Source organism: Paenibacillus jepli (assembly GCF_047238105.1).
Lineage (GTDB): Bacteria > Bacillota > Bacilli > Paenibacillales > Paenibacillaceae > Paenibacillus_D.
Window position 1 is genome coordinate 4825320 of sequence record NZ_JBDFMD010000001.1, and the last position, 17657, is coordinate 4842976.

The window sequence follows — 17657 nt, forward strand, 5'->3', positions numbered from 1 at the left end:
GATTAGCTACAGGACGATGTAATCCAGTATATACGGGAATCCCGGTTGCATCCATTATACTTTGATGTAAATCGCTGAAAACAGGAATGTACACTGCGTTTTCCAGAAAGTCCAGTAGTCGTAAGCAGATCAGCTGCGCTAGCATACAGTCAGGAAGACGAATTCTATGCAACCGGGAGTGATGAAGCAGATGGTCTGGAAAATGCTTGTCAGGGATAAGCAGCTGTACCTGCTTGCCTTGCCTGCAATCATTTATTTTTTATTGTTCAAGTACTGGCCGATGTGGGGCGTGTTGATTGCCTTTCAAGACTATTCGCCTTTTCAAGGGTTTTGGAATAGCGATTGGGCGGGGGTCAAACATTTTCAACGATTTTTTACACATAACGACTTCTGGAAATTAATGAGAAACACGCTGGCTATCAATATCCTGAGCTTGACGTTGTTTTTCCCGCTGCCGATATTTCTTTCCTTGTTGTTGAATGAGCTGCGCGTACCCTGGTTCAAAAAGACGGTGCAGTCGATTATCTATCTGCCTCACTTCTTGTCCTGGGTCATCATTGTAGGCATCTCATTCCTGATGCTTGGCTATTCGGAAGGCTTTGTCAACAATATGCTGGCTGCTTTTGGAATGGAACGAATTGAGTTTTTGACAGATCCCAATAAATTCTGGCTGTTGCTCACGCTTCAAGTGATCTGGAAGGAAGCCGGATGGGGCACCGTCATATTTCTTGCAGCGATTGCCGCTGTCGATCCGCAGCTGTATGAAGCCTCCCGCATGGATGGAGCAGGCAGATTAAGACAGATGTGGCATGTGACCCTTCCTGCGATTCGCAATGTGATTGTCATCTTGTTAATCCTTAGAATTGGCCATATGATGGATGTCGGCTTTGAACAGGTGTATCTAATGATGAATGGAGCAGTTGCCCAGGTCGCGGATGTATTTGACACGTATGTCTATCGAAGCGGCATTCAGCAAGGTCAGTTCAGCTATAGTACAGCAGTAGGTCTGTTCAAATCAGTAGTCGGGCTGGTGCTTGTCGTAGGCGCGAACTATCTGGCTAAGCGACTAGGCGATGACGGTGTTTATTGAGCATGATCGTAAAGACACACGGGAGCCGGACGCCCTGTCGGTTGCCGTTGCCGGGAAAGAGAGGCGGGGCTATGCGTTATAAACAGGAAAGATGGTTTGATGCGACAGTGCTAGGAATTCTGCTGCTGGTAACACTCAGTATGCTGTTTCCCTTTTATTATGTATTTATTGCTTCCTTCACTTCACCGATAGAGTACTTGAAGAATGGCATCTCCTTGCTGCCCAAGGTATGGACGCTTGATTCTTATCGCTACTTATTATCGAATGATGTGTTTATCAAGGCGGGCTCTGTGAGCTTGTTTTTGGCTACGGTGGGCACGGCTTTAAGCCTCATTGTCACTTCGGCAGGCGCGTATGCTTTTTCCAGAAAGCGCTTATACGGACGCAGGATATTCCTTCTGCTGATCCTGCTCACCACCTTGTTTCAACCGGGTATCATCCCCCCATATCTAGTTGTAAAAACGCTTGGCTTGATCAATAGCATATGGGCGCTTATCTTGCCTGTGCTCTCGAGCGGCTGGTATATGATATTAATGAAAGGGTTTTTTGATGGATTACCGGAGGAGCTGGAGGAAGCGGCGAAGATGGACGGGGCTTCTGATCTGGGCGTATTCTTTCGCATCATCCTGCCATTATCTATGCCGGCGATGGCAGCCTTTGGCTTATTCTTCGCCGTGGGGTATTGGAACACATTCTTTAGTGCGGTACTTTATATTAACAAGGCCGACTTGCAGCCCTTGCAGATTATACTGCAGATGCTGCTGATTGACTCTTCCAGCTCCGCATCCGGCGAGATTGCCAATCAATTGAGCGGTGAGATTCGAATTCCTACAGAGACGTTGAAGATGGCCGCTGTCATGATTGCAACGGTACCGATTCTTCTGGTCTACCCATTCTTGCAAAAGCATTTTGCCAAGGGGGTGATGGTTGGTTCAGTGAAGGGCTGAACGGCTCCATTGGCGGTACAACTGGTTAGGCAGGTCAGGTGGTTTATTTCATAAAGGGGAGAGATATGGACGATGAAGATGAACAAATCGAAGGCTTGGTTGATTCCAACCATGCTCGTATTGACACTGATCGGAAGCGCGTGCAGCGGCAATCAGGCGTCGCCAAACTCAGGGAATAAGGAAACCAATTCATCGGCAGTCGGTACGGAAGAGGCAGATCAGGATAAGGCACAAGAACCGGTTACCATTGAAATATTTGCGAAACAAAATGCCGCGGAAGCAGTAGCGCCTGATCATCCCATTCTACTGGAAATTGAGAAAGAACTGAATGCCAAGCTGGATATTACCTGGATTCCAACGAATACGATTATTGAAAAAACAAAGGTGACGCTGGCGTCCGGGGATATCCCGGAATTAATGTATATTGAGGACCCCAAAGACCCTTTATTCCATAATGCAACAAGCGAAGGGGCATTCTGGGATCTGACTGAGGTGTACAAGGAATATCCCAATCTGGCTGCCTATCCTGCCGAAGCATGGGAGAATTCAAAAATCAATGGGAGGAATTATGGCGTTCCGCGACCTCGTCCGCTAGAAGGCGGCGGTACGATGCCCATGCTCCGCAAGGATTGGCTGGATAATCTGGGTCTTGAGATGCCTGTCACGCTAGATGAAATCTATGCGGTTGCCAAAGCATTTACAGAACAGGATCCTGACGGCAATCATCAAAACGATACGTATGGCATCATCGGGGATGTAGCTCCTAATCATATGGGAAGCCTGGGCTGGGTAGAAAAGGCGTATACCTTGTCTCCCAATGCCATATGGAAGCTGGAAGACGGAAATCTGGCTTATACGGCTTTTGATCCCAACATTAAAAAGGCACTGGAATTTTTGAAGAAAGCTTATGAGGAGAAGGTGCTATCGCCAGATTTTGCTGTGCTGAAGCATTCACAGAGCCGTGATATGTTTATGGGCAACAAGGGAGGCATTTTGGGTTCTGCGGTTAAGCCGCAATGGTTATTTATGGAGGCGCTGCTGAAGATTGAACCCGAAGGCGATATCTATCCTCTGCCCTATGTGGAGAGTGAAGTGGGCCGATATGCGGAGAAGGGGACGGGCTTCTACGGGATGTACAGTATTCCCAAGACAGTACCGGAGGCAAAGCTGAAGCGCATCCTGGAGGTCCTTGACCGAGGGGCGCAGGATGATATCGGAGAATTGGCTGCCTATGGCTTCAAAGATACCCATTATACGGTGGCTGCAGACGACCCTACCTATATTCAGTCGACAGAGCAGGCGACCTCGGACAATATAGCGCCGATTCTGAATAATCTTAGTAATATCTTCACGTATTACAGTGAATTCTTCAATGGCTATTATCCGGGCATCCCGCAGGAACAATATAACCGCAATAAACAAATCTTGCAGGAACGCGCAGCCGTCAGCGTGTCGGATCCGACGGTAGGCATCCTATCACCGACTTATGAAATCATTGGACCGGATATCGAGAAGAACATTCAGGATATGAAAATTAATATTATTATGGGCAAATCGCCGATGTCAGCTTGGGACGATCTGGTGGAAAGGCTGAAAAGCGATACCCAGCTGGAAAAAGCGATTGAAGAAATGAAGGCGGCCTACAAGGACAACGTTGGATGAAAAAGCTGTGCGATGCGCTGTTTCACAAGGAGATAGCGCATCTTCTTCAGACAAATTTGAAAGCGCTTTACACTAGTGATTAGGAGGTTTCCACGATGAGAAGAGCAATAAAGAGACTGGTTATTGCCATGCTTGGCCTGCTCGTTTTTCTTCCCGGTTTGACCCTGCAGCCTGCGGCGTATGCTTCTCCTCTAATCAAACTCACTTATTTTAACTATACGTTCGAGCAGGACGCCCTTGATGCGAAGCCGGGCTGGCCCAATTATCTGGTGGTTGATCGATTAGTCGAGGGAATGTCGATTAAAGTACAGGATATCTCCCAGTCCGCAGGCGCGCAGGGAAGCAAAGCGGCCAATATGCGGATGAAATATAATCCTGCCATACCCGCAAGCTCCAATGTAGCCTTCTTCAAGCAGGCGCAGGCTACGTTGTCAGGGACAGTCATCCTGGAGCAGCGGTTCCGGTTGAATGACCCGGCAGCAGGCAATACCTTCCAGATGAAGGATGCGCAAAGTGTGCCTGCGTTCATCACATTTCTCCGAACCAGGAATGGCAATATGAATTTTGGGGATCTCAGCTCACTTGCCCAGGGGCAACCTTTGATCAGCTTGCCCTATGAGACTGGGGTCTGGTATACGGTGCGTATGGAGTTCAACAGCGTAACAAATGAGGCGGATTACTTTGTGAATGGGGAACTGAAAGCACAGGGTATTCAGTTTAAAGCCGCTTTCGATCTGACCAGCGGCCCGCTTGCCGAGTTTCGCTGGTTTGCCAATTATGAAAGTACAGTGCCCGATGTCTACGCCTCCATGGACCTTGACTATGTAGACGTATACGCCATGGTACCCGCTGAGCCTGCAGACCCTATAGATTGGCCGCGACCGTTCCTTATTGTGCAGGAAACCGAATATGACAGCTATAGGCTTCGTGCCTTGCAATCTCCATGGATGGAAATGAAACAAGAGGCTATACAACATGCGAATACCCTTGTCTCGGCTTCGCCCGATCCTGTTGCCCGCAGCTTGCAGATCGCTCATATCGCCAGTGCCAGTTCACTGGCCTACATCCTGGATCCGGACAATAAGCTGGTATATATGAGCAGAGTGCAGCAGATGATTGAGGATTTTGATGCCCATATATATCCCTTATTGGACCGATTGGACCATAATCGCTATGTCCGCCCCGGGAGCGCCTTCTTCAATCTGGTGTTGGCCATGGACATCATGCATGACGATTTTGAACTGCAAGGCGATCTGGCCCAATTGGAAAGCAAGCTCGAGAAAACGGGAGAGTGGTATTGGCACAACGATTCTGCATGGAAGATGGCTACATGGGGCACCCGTGGCATCTGGGCGTTATATAAAAATCAGCCGTTCAGAATAACAGAGGCCAAGCAGGAGTATCGAAGTTATCTGAATAAAGAGGTCTCGCCGGACGGCGTCTTCATTGGGGGGCCGGGGTATGCGCATTGGAGACTGGCTCCCGATCAAGTGGATCGAGACAATAAGGCACACTTTATGGATGTGCTGGAGTATACGGGACAAGACAACACCTATTATAATGACCCGCGGCTGCAGCATTTTTATGAATGGCTGTTCGGCTATTCGGAATCACCTGTGAAGCTAATGAATGAACAGAACGGCGTCTATAGAAAGCAGTACTTTTCATTTGGCGATACAGCGATAAACTTCGGCATCTCTCAGAATAACAAGGAAGCGGGCACCGCTTATTTCCGTGCCCATCGTTTCTCTGAGAAAGCTGCACAATATGCCTCGAGCGCGATTGGCCAAGATACGATACCCGCAGGCAGGCTGTTGAATTATTTGCTGTATGAGCCGCTGCCCGAGCCGGTCAATCCTCCCTCCCGCACATTTGCAGATGCCAACGCGATCATGCTGGAGGATACCAGCTCCAACTACGGGCTGGGCGCCTCATTGTTCACGCCGGTGCCGCTTAATGACAACCATGGGCATAAGGATGTTAATTCGATCTACTTGACCGGTTATGGAGAACCGCTGCTTCGTAATGTCGGCTATGCAGGCTGGGGCAGAGGGTATGAGGGCTTCACCTGGGACTACTTCCATAACACGAGTGAGTCCTCCAACACAGTCATGATTGACGGCGTCAATCATGTAAAAAAGGAGGGTGGGGGTATTGCCGAATCGATCCAGATGCCTCTGTTTGGCTACGCACATGGCAGCTCAGGAGAGGCCTTGCCTAATGGCAGTCACGGACGCAGCCTGATACAGATTGACGGGCAGGACCACGTGCATGGGTATTGGATTGTGATGGATCAAGTGAAGGCAGCGGTTGCGGCAGCTGGCCATACCGCCAATGTCGTCTTGCATCCCAACGCTGATCTGCCGCCGGATGTCATAGCAGAGGAGGAGGAGTATCGCTTTCGAATCAGTCCTTACTCTGTCACTGCGGAGCATCCGGTCTACTTGTCAGCGTTTTTGGCGACAGCCCCGGATCATGGGGTGCTTGTGAAGGAGGGGCCATTGTGCTCGATGAGCACTTGCTCGGCAGGCAAGTATTTATATTCCGGCTATGATCTCGGAGAAGCCGGCGAACGGAGCCTGCTTACTGTACTGTTTCCTCATGATGAGGCACGACCCAAGGCAGAGATGCAGCGAATCGCTGGCAGTCATTATTCAGGAGCCAGCATGCAGCTCGGACAGGGGATCATCGATTATGCCTTCGAGTCTTCTGCCGCAGCTGAGGTTACGCACGCTGGCGTGTCCTTCGAAGCTGTTGGCGCTATTTTTCGCATGATAGCAGGACACGGCAATCGCTTTTATTTTGCAAAGGATGGGAGCTCCTTCTTCACCAATACCGAACGTACCGCAGGCTATAGCGCTGATGAGCCGATTACCATTTACATGCGTGAAGGGAAAGGTCAACTGGTGTCCGGCGGCACGGAGGTTACGTTTTACTATCCCGGTCTGACAGGCGTGAAGCTCAACGGAGTAGGACAACAGCCGGTCCAGCAGGGACAAGGCTGGATAACACTGCAGATAGCAGCAGGCAGTCATGCGATTGAGCTCGAGAGTGTGGAGCTTCAGGAGCAGCCTGCGAATCGCCCGGGCTATGAGGATATTACGGTGCGTCTGCAGGGGCAGCGACTGCAGTTGGAGCCGGCCGCAGAGCGGATCGGCGGCAGCGTTCTCTTGCCGCTGCGGCCATTATTGCAGGAGATGGGTGCCCAAGTAGCCTGGAACGCGTCAACAGGTGAATTGACCGCCCAGTATGAAGGCAGTTCCATGGTTTTTAATGTAGGTCAGTCGACTGCCTTGGTTGATGGAGATCCGGTCGTCCTGGACGCGCCTGTTGAATTGCTGCATGGGGAGGCGGCTGCGACGCTCCAGGCGGTGACTGCTGCGATGGATGTGACCGGGGATTGGCTGCCCAGCAGCAGGACGATCTCTATCAAGCAAAGGGTATCGAATCAATGGCAGCAGCTGATGGTACAGCATGTAACGGCCAGTGTGACACCAGCGCCCAATGTCCTTCCAGAGAATGTATTGGATAACGATCATGATACCAAGTGGGCAGGTCAAAACAATGCATGGATTCAATTCGATATGGGGGAAGAGGTAATCCTGGCCGGAGTCGAGCTTGCATTCACTGTCATTCGAGTGGAGATGTTTGAGCTTCAAACCTCGCAGGATGGAGTGACGTGGGAGACGGTCTATAGCGGACAAAGCAGTGGCAGATCCAGGGACTTTGAGCTGTTCTTGTTTGAACCGGTTGCTGCGAAGTACCTCCGGTTCCAAGGCAAACAAAGTATGGGAAGTGCCTGGAACAGCTTGGATGAAGTAAAGCTGTATGGTCAGCCTCTACCTGAGGAGCAGGAAGACGATTAAACCAGCTGAGTCGCCCTACTCCATCATCGATTGCTTGGGCGAAGCACCGTAGACACGCTTATAGAGCTTGCTGAAATAATAAGGGTCGGTAAAGCCGCAGGCATGGGCAACCTCCGCTACGGTGAGGTCGGTCTGATGCAGCAGCTCGCGTGCCCGGTTCAGCCGGGTTTGATTGGCATAGTCGATAGGGCCCAGACCGGTGATCTGCTTGAACAGGTGGCAAGCGTAATTGGGGGAGCGGTCGATGATGTCGGCTACCTGCTGCAAGGTGATCCGTTCCCTGTAATGTGTCTCGATGTAGGTTTGCATATGTTGCACCATATGCAGCTTATCCGGATGATGGCGGCTCTGATCGAGCTCACGGCTCATCAGAGCAAGCAGCTCGAGCACGATCGCCTGGCCTTGCAGCTCGTAATAGGGCAGGCGGCTGCTCCACAGCTCACTGAGCGCAGCGAACCGCTGCTTCACATATTCGGTGTTCTGGGGGCGCAGCTGCTTGACCTCCTGCTGCTGGAGGAGGAGCGGGAACGGCGGCTCTGAGGCTTCCTTCCATTGGAAATGAGCTGACACCATCCGGTGATAGTGAGGCGGACAGGCCGTGGCCGAGCGATGGGTGCCGATCGGGATGAACACCCAGTCGTTTTTCTGCAGCAAACGTGTATCTTCACCAAATTGATAGCGGATGGAGCCGCTGGTTACGAACAGCAAAATATGATGCGCGGTTGCAGAGGGGGCGATCTGCCATTGCGACGGTATTTTGTAGGGGGCGTTGATCATGTGCAGGTTCAGCATAGAGTAACCTCCGTGGTCTGCAGTAAAATTGTACGAAATCGTATAAGGGATCTACCCATTCATTATAGATAAAGAAGGGATGATAATCTACTTTTCAAGGCGAATGAATCGTAATATCGTCTAAAATCCGTTGGATATCCCATCGACCGGGAAGGGGGGATCTCCTATACTGATTATAAATCATGAGGACAGGGGAGATCATCAGATGCAGGAGAACAAACCGAAACTTATCGATGCCGATGTGCATAATGCGATTGCCAGCGCCAAGGACTTGCTGCCCTATCTGCCGCGTGCCTTCCATGAGCAATGGCTGACAACGGGGGCAGGCTACGGAGGCGGCTATTACGGAAATCCGAGTGTGATGCGCAGGGATGCGTACACAGAGACGGGGGGTACCCCAGGCAGTGATCCCATGTATCTAAAAAAGCATCATCTGGATGTGTACGGGATTGATTATGCGGTACTGACGGGCTCCGGCATTCTCGGCATCTCTCTTAATCCGGATCCGGACTACGGCAATGTTGTGGCAAGCGCTTATAATGATTGGTTGGTGGAAACCTGGCTGAAGGCGAGCCCGCAATTCAAAGGCTCGATCCTGATCAATCATTCGGACCCTGTAGCTGCGGTGAAAGAGATCGAGAGGATGGCGGGCCATCCGGATATGGTGCAGGTCATCATGTGCAGCGGTGCGCGGATGCTGTATGGTCAGCGTTATTATCATCCGATCTATGAGGCGGCTGAGCGCCATGGGCTGCCGGTCGCGATCCACCCGGGCACGGAAGGCCGGGGGGTCGCCGGTCCGCCGACACCGTCCGGACATCCGACGCGTTATCTGGAGTGGCACAATATCTTGCCTACGAACTATATGGCGCATGTGAACAGCCTGGTCTGCGAAGGAGTGTTCGAGAAGTTCCCTAAGCTGAAATTTGTAGCGATAGAGGGCGGCCTGGCCTGGCTGCCGCATCTCATGTGGCGGATGGATAAGAACTTCAAGGGGCTGCGCGAGACGGTGCCTTGGCTGAAGCGCTTGCCGTCCGAGTATATCAGAGAGCATATCCGCTTGACGACACAGCCGATCGAGGAGCCGGATAATCCTCAGCATCTGAACGCAATCTTCGATATGATGGGTGGCGATCATATGGTGATGTTCTCTTCCGACTATCCGCACTGGGACTTCGATAATCCGAAGATGGCGCTCCAGCCGATCCGCAAGGAGCTACGTCAGAGGATCATGGCCCGCAACGCAATGGAGCTGTACGGGCTGTATGAGGCAGCGCCGCGACAGGACCAGGGCGAGGCTGCGGCTGCCCTGACCGGAGAGGAGTGAGCACGATGGCACAGACGCCTGTACGATACCCCGTGGCGACGCAGGAAGAACTGCGCCAGAGCGGACGGATCATCGTGACTGTGAAGGGAATGGAGATTGGCGTATTTGCTGTAGGAGACCGTTACCTTGCCTGGCGCAATATGTGTCCGCACGGCGGCGCCCCGGTCTGCGAGGGGCATGTGTGCGGGACGCGTATGCCCTCACTGGTCTACGAATACACCTACGGGCGGGATCAGGAGATCCTGCGCTGTCCCTGGCATGGCTGGGAGTTCGACTTGCTGACCGGCCATCATCTGGTACAGGGCAGCATCAAGCTGCGGGGCTATGAGACAGAGGTGGAAGAAGGCCAGGTCTATGTCCTGGCGTAAATATAGCAGTGGAGGATTCGTATCATGTCATTGGGAAGTTCACAAGCAGATGCTTTCGATATGATTATTATCGGCGGCGGCCCGACCGGCTTGTTCGCCGCCTTCTACGGCGGGATGCGCCACAGCACGGTGCTGCTGCTGGAGAGCATGCCGCAGCTCGGCGGACAGCTGGCGGCGCTGTACCCGGAGAAATATATCTATGATGTCGCCGGCTTTCCGAAGGTGACGGCGCAGGAGCTCGTCGACCGCTTGACGAAGCAGCTGGACTACTTTGACACGACGTCCGTCGGCCTGGAGGAAAAGGTCACGCGGGTGATCAAGCACGGCGAGCGGGACTTCGAGGTGGTGACAAACAAAGCCTCACACTTCGCCAAAGCCGTGATCATCACAGGCGGCGTCGGCGCCTTCGAGCCCCGGCGGCTGGAGCTGCCGGAAGCGGCACGGTATGAGGGGAGCAACCTGTATTACTTCGTGGATGATCTGCAGCGCTTCAAGGGACAGCGGGTGCTCATCAGCGGCGGCGGCGACTCCGCAGTCGACTGGGCGCTCATGCTGGAGCCGATCGCGGAGGAGGTCATCCTGGTGCACCGCAGGGACAAGTTCCGCGCCCATGAGCATAGCGTCACGCAGCTCAGCCAGTCCAGGGTCCGCGTCATGACGCCGATGGAGATCGCCTCTCTGCAAGGGGAGGGACGGATCGGCACCGTAGTGCTGTCGCATGTCAAGACAGGTGAAGAGGTGCGGCTGGATGTAGATGCGGTCATCGTCAACTATGGCTTCCTCTCCTCGCTCGGCCCGATCGCCGAGTGGGGCCTCGACATTGAGGGCGGGGCGATCGTCGTGGACTCGCGGATGGAGACGAGCATTCCCGGCATATTCGCGGCTGGCGATATCTCGACCTACCCGGGCAAGATCAAGCTGATCGCTGTCGGATTCGGGGAAGCGCCGACGGCGGTCAATAATGCCAAGGTGTACGTGGAGCCTGCCGCCAAGCTCTCGCCGGGTCACAGCAGTCATATGAAGCGGGTAGAAGGGTAAGTGTCTGAATGGCAATTTTCAGTGTTACGCGATGCGTAGGAGAGCCTGGTGGAGCAACTGGCAGAGCTGCAGCATGATTTGGTTAGTTATGATACGCAGGCCGTACATGTCTATCTTTTCTCCATGAACTCAAGTATAGCCAAGTTAACCTCTTCAGGGTTGTCCAAATTCGTGGCGTGATGAGCTCTTGAGATGACTTTTAATTCGGAGTTTGAAATATTTTGGTGCATATAATCCTGTTGATAATTGGTCATCGTGTCATGGTCACCTATTAATAACAGGGTGGGACACTTTACTTTTTGTAAATCATGCTTGCTTTCCATCCGTGTAACAGCTGACCAAACTCTGTTCCAATTGTCATGGGTCATCATGGAAAAGGCTCTGGTAATGTACTCGTAATTGGCAGGGTTAAATTTGGAGAGCATCTTGGCCTGAATGGCACCGCTCATTTTCATGGAGATCCATTTGCTTGTGAAGCGATTAACCGGCACAAACATTTTTTCGTACCAATTAAAGCTATTGCTACAAGGAGTACCAATCAGGACTAACCGCTTCACCCGATCGGGATAGCGGATAGCGGTCTGCAAAGAAATATGACCTCCCATGGAAAGGCCGGTAAGCGTAGCTTGTTTCAATTGAAGATGGTCCATCAGCGCAACCAAGTCTTTACTGAAATCTTCGGGATCAACTCTTCCTTCGGGAAGGGTTGACCGGCCGTGCCCTCTTACATCCCATGTTACCAACTTGTAGCTAGACTTCAAAAAGGCAACTTGCTCTTGCCATTGTTCATGGTTCCAGGAAGCTCCGTGAGTAAAAATAATGGGCTCCCCTTCCCCTGACACTTCGTAAAAGAATACAGTATCCCCCCGTTTAAACTCGGCCACTGCTATTTCCCTCCTTCAGCTTGTTTAAGCGTAGTCTTGAGAGCCAAGTGTTTAAAAGCGTGGTGAAAATTAGGCCTACGTTGTGCGGATCGTCCTTCCGATCGCTGTGGTTCCCAGAATTCTTGAATCATAACCTCTGGTTGAGGTTGAATTCCGGGAACAGTGTATGCTTCCGAAGCTAGCTTTTCTGCGAAAAGCTTTCAGGCGAACGCTTCAACGCTTTCTGCAAGAAAGCGACTTCGAAAGCATATGCTCTTCTCCAGGACAATTCCGCCCCACTTCCGGCACTTTTTCACCAATCTTTTAAAGAACCCTAGTAGTTCTTGAAGTTTACTATAAATATAATGATACCATTCCATACTCATCTTGAGGGTGTTTTGACCTTTCCCTAAATTCGATAGCAAATTTACGAAATGTCAAACAAAAACAGCAACAGATTTTATAAAAGTCCACTAGAATGTAATCAGGATATGGTATCGATACCATACTCACTCGCTGTCGTATGCGATGTATGGTTGCTCCCGACGGTCACAGGATGTTAATCAAGTGGCGCCGCTTGACTGACATAAATCTATTGGAGAGGCAAGGTGGTACAAAAATGCTTAAGAAAGCTATCCTGTTTGTTGTCGTCGTTGTGGTGAGTCTCACGTCTTTGGCGAGCACCTCCATGGCTTACAGCAATGCCAACTGGATGGGGGCGATTAATGACCAGACCTCGCTAGCCGCGCTCTCGATCCCGGGAACACATGACTCGGGTGCGATGTACGAGCCGATCTACGGTACGGCCAAGACGCAGGATCTCACGATTGCGGAGCAGTTGTCCAGCGGGGTTCGCTATCTGGATATTCGTACGAGACACTTTAAGGATGCCTTCACGATTCACCACGGCGTCGTGTATCAGAATCAGAACTTTGACGACGTCTTGAATGCCGTCATTTCGTTCCTGAATAACAATCCGACGGAAACCGTGATCATGAGCGTGAAAGAGGAGCATACCGCCGCCGAAAATACACGTTCCTATGTAGACACCTTTAATTGGTATGTCAATAAAAATCCGAACAAATGGTTGATGACCGATCACATCCCTACCCTCAGCGAGGCCAGAGGCAAGATCGTGCTTCTGCGAAGGTTCGCGACGGACCAGCTTCCGAAAGGGATCGATGCGACGGCCTGGCAAGATAACACCTCTTTCACCATCCAAAATGCAGCCAGCTTGAACATCCAGGATTACTATAAAGTATCGAATCGGACCAAGAAGTGGACGGATATCCAGAGCAAGTACAACGAAGCGAATTCGTCCAATTCATCGACGCTATACATCAACTTCACAAGCGGATACAGCCCGGGCTTGTTCGGCATTCCGAACATTCGAGCGATTTCGGATGAGATCAATCCAAAGGTCAATCAATTCTTTACCACGAATACGAGCGGCCGCTTCGGTGTCTCAGCGATGGATTTTATCACAAGTGACCTTGCTTCGAAGATTATTGCGACTAACTTTTGAGTGCGATCCGGGAAACGGATTCGTCATGGCGGAAAACGCCGCCCGCACCATGAAGTTGGCTTTGGCCGATGCCAAGTTGTCCGCGTCAGCAATCTATATCATCACTACCCCGTCGGTCAGCCGACGGGGTTTTCCTTTGCAACTGTAAAGCGTGAATACGGCAGTGGTTGAAAAATGCCCCCATACCTTATACAATGAAGAGAAGGAATCTCATGAACGAGCGATCTGCCGCGAGCTTCCCGCAGACGGCGGTGAAGCTGTTTTTGAGTTGGCGGACCAGACAGGAGTGAATAATCGATGCAACTTAAGAAGCTTAATGATAAAGCGATCGACCAATTGTTCGAGGCGGTACTGACGCTGAAGTCGGTGGAGGAGTGCTATGTGTTCTTCGACGATCTGTGCACGGTCAACGAGATCCAGTCGCTGTCGCAGCGGCTCGAGGTCGCCCGCATGCTGGGCAAGGGCAGCACATATAATCAGATAGAAGCCGAGACCGGCGCCAGCACGGCGACGATCTCGCGCGTCAAGCGCTGCCTGAACTACGGCAACGACGGCTACAAGATGGCGCTGGAACGGCTGGGGCGCTGATCATGCCGGGGCCTGAGGAGAAGGAATCGCCTCACAGGCGGACGGCATGGGCTGATGAGGCGAGCGGCGACAGCAGGGGCGGAGAACGTCGGGAAACCGGGCAAGCCCGCGCGGGCGCCGGAGCTGCCGGCGGTCTGCTGCGTGGTGGCGGGGCTGCTGCAGCGGCAGGCATGATGGCCGGGCAGACCAAGCCAGACGGCCCTGCGAGGAAGTATGGCATCCTCGTCATCAGCCACGGTTCGCGGGATGCGGATTGGGTCACACTGGTAGATGATGCGGTCGCTGCGGTGCAGGTGCCCCCGGAAGTCGAGATCGTCTCTTCGTTCCTTGAGCTGATCGAAGGCCGGCTCATCCAGGACGGCGTCGATATGCTGGAGGATAGAGGCGTGACGGATATCTATGTGCTGCCGCTGTTCGTCTCCTCCGGCAGTACCCATATCGATGATATCGGCCAAGGCTTCGGCGTGCCGCCGGTATCGGACCGCGAGGGCGACCTCGGCGTCTTCAAGGTGCGGGCGGCGCGGATCACGGTGGGGCCTCCCATCGATGAAGATCCGGAGCTGGCCGAGGTGCTGCTGGACAATGTCCGGGAGCTCTCGGAGGATCCGGCCCGCGAAGCGGTGCTGCTGGTTGCCCATGGCAGCCGGGAGCGGGTATTCCATGGCCGCTGGCGGCAGGGGATGCGCGCGCTGGCGGAGCGGGTCCGGGAGCTTGGCGGCTTCCGGCGCGCGGAGACGGCGATGCTGCTGCCGGATCAGGCCGGGTGTGTGCTGGGCGCCATGCAGCGCCAGGAGCCGGAGACGGCGGTCGTGGTGGTGCCTTTATTTCTAAGCCAGGGGTACTTCACCCGGTCGGTGATTCCAGCGCGGTTGTCCGGAGCGGACTACCGCTACAATGGCCGGACGATCCTGCCGCATCCGTTCGCCACGCGGTGGATGGAGCGGCAGGCGGCCGCCTGGCTGGACGGGTTCAAGGCAAGCGTAGGATCTGATCAGCTGGAGGGAGAACGGGCATGACCATCAAACGGGCCAGACTAATCTATAATCCGACCTCGGGACGCGAGGAGATGAAGCGCCGGTTGCCGGATATCCTGCAGCGGCTGGAGCTGGGCGGCATCGAGACCAGCTGTCATGCGACAGCGGGCGAGGGCGACGCTACGCTGGCGGCCTCCGATGCGGTGGAGCGGGGCTTCGATATCGTCATCGCTGCGGGCGGCGACGGGACGCTGTACGAGGTCATCAACGGCATGGCGGAGCGCGCCCAGCGGCCGCCACTGGGTATCTTGCCGCTGGGCACGACCAATGATTTTGCCCGGGCGCTGGGCATCCCCAGGCAGTGGGAGCAGGCGTGCGATCTGATCATCCGCCAGTATGCGCGGCCGATCGATGTCGGCAAGATCAATACGAAGTATTTTATCAATATCGCTGGCGGCGGCTCCCTCACGGAGCTGACCTATGAGGTGCCGAGCAAGCTGAAGACGATGATCGGCAATCTGGCGTATTATATGAAGGGCCTGGAGAAGATGACGCGCCTGCGGCCGACGATGATGCACATCGAGGGCAACGGCTTCGACACCATTAACGAGGAAGTGCTGCTGTTCCTCATCTGCAACAGCAACTCCGTCGGCGGCTTCGAGAAGCTGGCCCCGGCGGCCAGTCTGCAGGATGGGCTGTTCGACGTCGTCGTACTCAAGAAGTGCAACCTGGCGGAGTTCATCCGCATCGCCACTCTGGCCCAGCGCGGCGAGCATCTGAGCGACCCGCACGTCCTCCACTTCCAGACCAACAAACTCAAGGTGACCACCCCGGACTACGTCCAGCTCAATCTGGACGGCGAGTATGGCGGCACGCTGCCTTGCTCAGTGTCGGTGCTGCCTTCACATTTGCGGATATTCGTGGATGAGCTGGGGAATAGCTCGTATAAGTAACGGCAACAAACCAGGAACGGAGAAGGTTATGAGTATACCTGTGAGTAAGAATGAGATCGTCACGGCCGAGATCGTCGGCTTGACGCATGAAGGCGAAGGGGTAGGCCGGGTACATGGGTTTACCCTTTTTGTGCGGGGGGCATTGCCCGGCGAGCGAGTGCAGGCCAAGGTGCTAAAGGTGAAGAAGCAGTATGGCTACGCCAAGATGCTTGAGATACTGGAGGCGAGCCCGGACCGCGTGTCCGCGCCTTGCGAGATCTTCAACCAGTGCGGCGGCTGCCAGCTGCAGCACATGAGCTACGAAGCCCAGCTGCGCTGGAAGCGACAGCATGTCGTGGACAATCTGCAGCGGATCGGTAAGCTTCAGGTGGCTGATGCGGGAGAGCCGGGCGGCGTCATCGTGCACGATACGCTCGGCATGGACGATCCGTGGCGCTATCGGAATAAGGCTCAGGTGCCGGTTGGGATGTCTGCTGGTGCAGGAGCGGGAGTCGGCAGTGAGCAGCGAGGAAGACACAGCGGCAAGAGAGCGGGGGCGCAAGAGAATACCCAGGCGCCTGTCGATGGCGAACTGATCGCTGGCTTTTATGCGCAAGGCAGCCACCGGATCATCGATATGGATCGCTGTCTCATCCAGGACGAGCGCAACGATGAGGTCGTGCGGTTGGTGAAGCAGATCGGCAGACGGCTTGGCCTCACCGCCTATGATGAGCAGAGCGGGCGCGGCTTGCTGCGCCATGTCGTCGTGCGGACAGGCTATGTCAGCGGCGAGATGATGGTCGTCCTCGTCACCAATGGCCAGCGTATCCCGCAAGTGGAGCAGTGGATCGAAAGCATTCGGGCTGAACTACCTGCCGTGACAAGTATCGTACAGAACGTGAACAAGAAGAACACCAACGTCATCTTCGGTGACGAGACCCGTGTCCTGTGGGGCAATGAAGTCATCTATGACGAGCTTGACGGCATCCGCTTCGCGATCTCAGCCCGGTCGTTCTACCAAGTCAACCCGCAGCAGACGGTGGCGCTCTATCGCAAGGCGGTGGAGTATGCAGGCCTGACGGGCAATGAGAATGTCATCGACGCTTATTGCGGCATCGGCACTATCTCGCTGTTCCTGGCCAGACAAGCCGGTCATGTGTATGGGGTGGAGATCGTCCCTGAAGCGATTGAGGATGCCAAGCGGAATGCGGAGCTGAACCAGATCGACAACGCGACGTTTGAGGCGGGAGCAGCGGAGGTAGTGATCCCACGCTGGAAGCAGGAAGGGAATAAGCCGGATGTGATTGTGGTCGATCCGCCGAGGAAGGGCTGCGATAGTGAGCTGCTGGAGACGATCCTGGCGATGCAGCCGGAGCGGGTGGTGTATGTGTCGTGCAATCCGTCGACACTGGCACGTGACCTGCGCGTTCTGGAGGATGGCGGGTATCGGGCGGTTGAGGTGCAGCCGGTGGATATGTTTCCGCATACGGTGCATGTGGAGTGCGTGGTAGGAATATGTCGGGTCGATACCTAGAAGTCCTGAATTATCAGTATTCTGCGAAGTATTCGTCATTTAAAATTGAGGAAAACGACTTTAGAAGTAAGATATTGAAAGATAAAATCGAAGTTTCTATTGTGTTGGATTTGAAATGGGTGGACACATCTGATGACTTTTAATTGAATTT

At 53.5% G+C, this 17657-nt stretch carries 14 protein-coding genes; 12 read left to right on the forward strand and 2 right to left on the reverse strand.

The window, feature by feature from the left end:
- Positions 1–166: 166 nt before the first annotated feature.
- The 4 genes from ABC336_RS20780 (at position 167) to ABC336_RS20795 (ending at position 7565) form a co-directional block, all read left to right on the forward strand.
- Positions 167–1090 (forward strand): ABC transporter permease, encoded by a 924-nt coding sequence (locus ABC336_RS20780; protein ID WP_413240472.1) that lies wholly within the window; start codon positions 167–169, stop codon positions 1088–1090.
- Positions 1091–1161: 71 nt separating this feature from the next.
- Positions 1162–2037 (forward strand): carbohydrate ABC transporter permease, encoded by an 876-nt coding sequence (locus ABC336_RS20785; protein ID WP_413240473.1) that lies wholly within the window; start codon positions 1162–1164, stop codon positions 2035–2037.
- A 72-nt stretch (positions 2038–2109) separates the two neighbouring features.
- Positions 2110–3699, forward strand: a complete 1590-nt coding sequence (locus ABC336_RS20790) for a type 2 periplasmic-binding domain-containing protein (RefSeq protein ID WP_413240474.1) — start codon at positions 2110–2112, stop codon at positions 3697–3699.
- Between the two features lie 95 nt (positions 3700–3794).
- On the forward strand, positions 3795–7565 hold the full coding sequence (locus ABC336_RS20795; RefSeq protein WP_413240475.1) for a discoidin domain-containing protein: 3771 nt from the start codon (positions 3795–3797) through the stop codon (positions 7563–7565).
- A 15-nt stretch (positions 7566–7580) separates the two neighbouring features.
- Here ABC336_RS20795 and ABC336_RS20800 read toward each other — a convergent pair whose 3' ends face one another.
- Positions 7581–8357, reverse strand: coding sequence for a helix-turn-helix domain-containing protein (locus ABC336_RS20800; RefSeq protein WP_413240476.1), 777 nt, complete (start codon positions 8355–8357; stop codon positions 7581–7583).
- A gap of 205 nt (positions 8358–8562) precedes the next feature.
- Here ABC336_RS20800 and ABC336_RS20805 point away from each other — a divergent pair, with 205 nt between their 5' ends.
- The 3 genes from ABC336_RS20805 to ABC336_RS20815 are packed head-to-tail and all read left to right on the forward strand — an operon-like array spanning position 8563 to position 11090.
- Entirely contained in the window at positions 8563–9684 is a 1122-nt protein-coding gene (locus ABC336_RS20805) for an amidohydrolase family protein (protein ID WP_413240477.1), read from the forward strand.
- Positions 9685–9689: 5 nt separating this feature from the next.
- Positions 9690–10052, forward strand: a complete 363-nt coding sequence (locus ABC336_RS20810) for a Rieske (2Fe-2S) protein (protein ID WP_413240478.1) — start codon at positions 9690–9692, stop codon at positions 10050–10052.
- Between the two features lie 24 nt (positions 10053–10076).
- Positions 10077–11090, forward strand: a complete 1014-nt coding sequence (locus ABC336_RS20815; RefSeq protein WP_413240479.1) for an NAD(P)/FAD-dependent oxidoreductase — start codon at positions 10077–10079, stop codon at positions 11088–11090.
- Positions 11091–11200: 110 nt separating this feature from the next.
- Here ABC336_RS20815 and ABC336_RS20820 read toward each other — a convergent pair whose 3' ends face one another.
- The gene (locus tag ABC336_RS20820) at positions 11201–11974 is read right to left on the reverse strand and encodes an alpha/beta fold hydrolase (protein ID WP_413240480.1); all 774 of its coding nucleotides are present in this window, start codon (positions 11972–11974) and stop codon (positions 11201–11203) included.
- A gap of 598 nt (positions 11975–12572) precedes the next feature.
- Between ABC336_RS20820 and ABC336_RS20825 the strand changes: the two genes are divergently transcribed.
- The 5 genes from ABC336_RS20825 (at position 12573) to rlmD (ending at position 17506) form a co-directional block, all read left to right on the forward strand.
- Positions 12573–13478 carry a phosphatidylinositol-specific phospholipase C gene (locus ABC336_RS20825; protein WP_413240481.1) on the forward strand — a complete coding sequence of 302 codons (906 nt, stop codon included), beginning with the start codon at positions 12573–12575 and terminating at the stop codon, positions 13476–13478.
- 297 nt (positions 13479–13775) lie between these two features.
- Complete coding sequence (locus tag ABC336_RS20830; protein WP_020619046.1) at positions 13776–14066, forward strand: YerC/YecD family TrpR-related protein; 291 nt, start codon at positions 13776–13778, stop codon at positions 14064–14066.
- 2 nt (positions 14067–14068) lie between these two features.
- Positions 14069–15082, forward strand: a complete 1014-nt coding sequence (locus ABC336_RS20835; RefSeq protein ID WP_413240482.1) for a sirohydrochlorin chelatase — start codon at positions 14069–14071, stop codon at positions 15080–15082.
- Positions 15079–15993 (forward strand): diacylglycerol kinase, encoded by a 915-nt coding sequence (locus ABC336_RS20840; protein ID WP_413240483.1) that lies wholly within the window; start codon positions 15079–15081, stop codon positions 15991–15993. The genes ABC336_RS20835 and ABC336_RS20840 overlap by 4 nt, the downstream gene beginning before the upstream one ends.
- A 28-nt stretch (positions 15994–16021) precedes the next feature.
- Positions 16022–17506, forward strand: a complete 1485-nt coding sequence (gene rlmD, locus ABC336_RS20845) for a 23S rRNA (uracil(1939)-C(5))-methyltransferase RlmD (protein WP_413240484.1) — start codon at positions 16022–16024, stop codon at positions 17504–17506.
- Positions 17507–17657: the final 151 nt, after the last annotated feature.

What these genes read in the sequence shown, in the direction of transcription:
- ABC336_RS20780 (WP_413240472.1), top strand. Translation starts at nt 167, where the DNA reads ATGCAACCGGGAGTGATGAAGCAGATGGTCTGGAAAATGCTTGTCAGG.
- ABC336_RS20785 (WP_413240473.1), top strand. Translation starts at nt 1,162, where the DNA reads ATGCGTTATAAACAGGAAAGATGGTTTGATGCGACAGTGCTAGGAATT.
- ABC336_RS20790 (WP_413240474.1), top strand. Translation starts at nt 2,110, where the DNA reads ATGAAGATGAACAAATCGAAGGCTTGGTTGATTCCAACCATGCTCGTA.
- ABC336_RS20795 (WP_413240475.1), top strand. Translation starts at nt 3,795, where the DNA reads ATGAGAAGAGCAATAAAGAGACTGGTTATTGCCATGCTTGGCCTGCTC.
- ABC336_RS20800 (WP_413240476.1), bottom strand. Translation starts at nt 8,357, where the DNA reads ATGCTGAACCTGCACATGATCAACGCCCCCTACAAAATACCGTCGCAA.
- ABC336_RS20805 (WP_413240477.1), top strand. Translation starts at nt 8,563, where the DNA reads ATGCAGGAGAACAAACCGAAACTTATCGATGCCGATGTGCATAATGCG.
- ABC336_RS20810 (WP_413240478.1), top strand. Translation starts at nt 9,690, where the DNA reads ATGGCACAGACGCCTGTACGATACCCCGTGGCGACGCAGGAAGAACTG.
- ABC336_RS20815 (WP_413240479.1), top strand. Translation starts at nt 10,077, where the DNA reads ATGTCATTGGGAAGTTCACAAGCAGATGCTTTCGATATGATTATTATC.
- ABC336_RS20825 (WP_413240481.1), top strand. Translation starts at nt 12,573, where the DNA reads ATGCTTAAGAAAGCTATCCTGTTTGTTGTCGTCGTTGTGGTGAGTCTC.
- ABC336_RS20830 (WP_020619046.1), top strand. Translation starts at nt 13,776, where the DNA reads ATGCAACTTAAGAAGCTTAATGATAAAGCGATCGACCAATTGTTCGAG.
- ABC336_RS20835 (WP_413240482.1), top strand. Translation starts at nt 14,069, where the DNA reads ATGCCGGGGCCTGAGGAGAAGGAATCGCCTCACAGGCGGACGGCATGG.
- ABC336_RS20840 (WP_413240483.1), top strand. Translation starts at nt 15,079, where the DNA reads ATGACCATCAAACGGGCCAGACTAATCTATAATCCGACCTCGGGACGC.
- rlmD (WP_413240484.1), top strand. Translation starts at nt 16,022, where the DNA reads ATGAGTATACCTGTGAGTAAGAATGAGATCGTCACGGCCGAGATCGTC.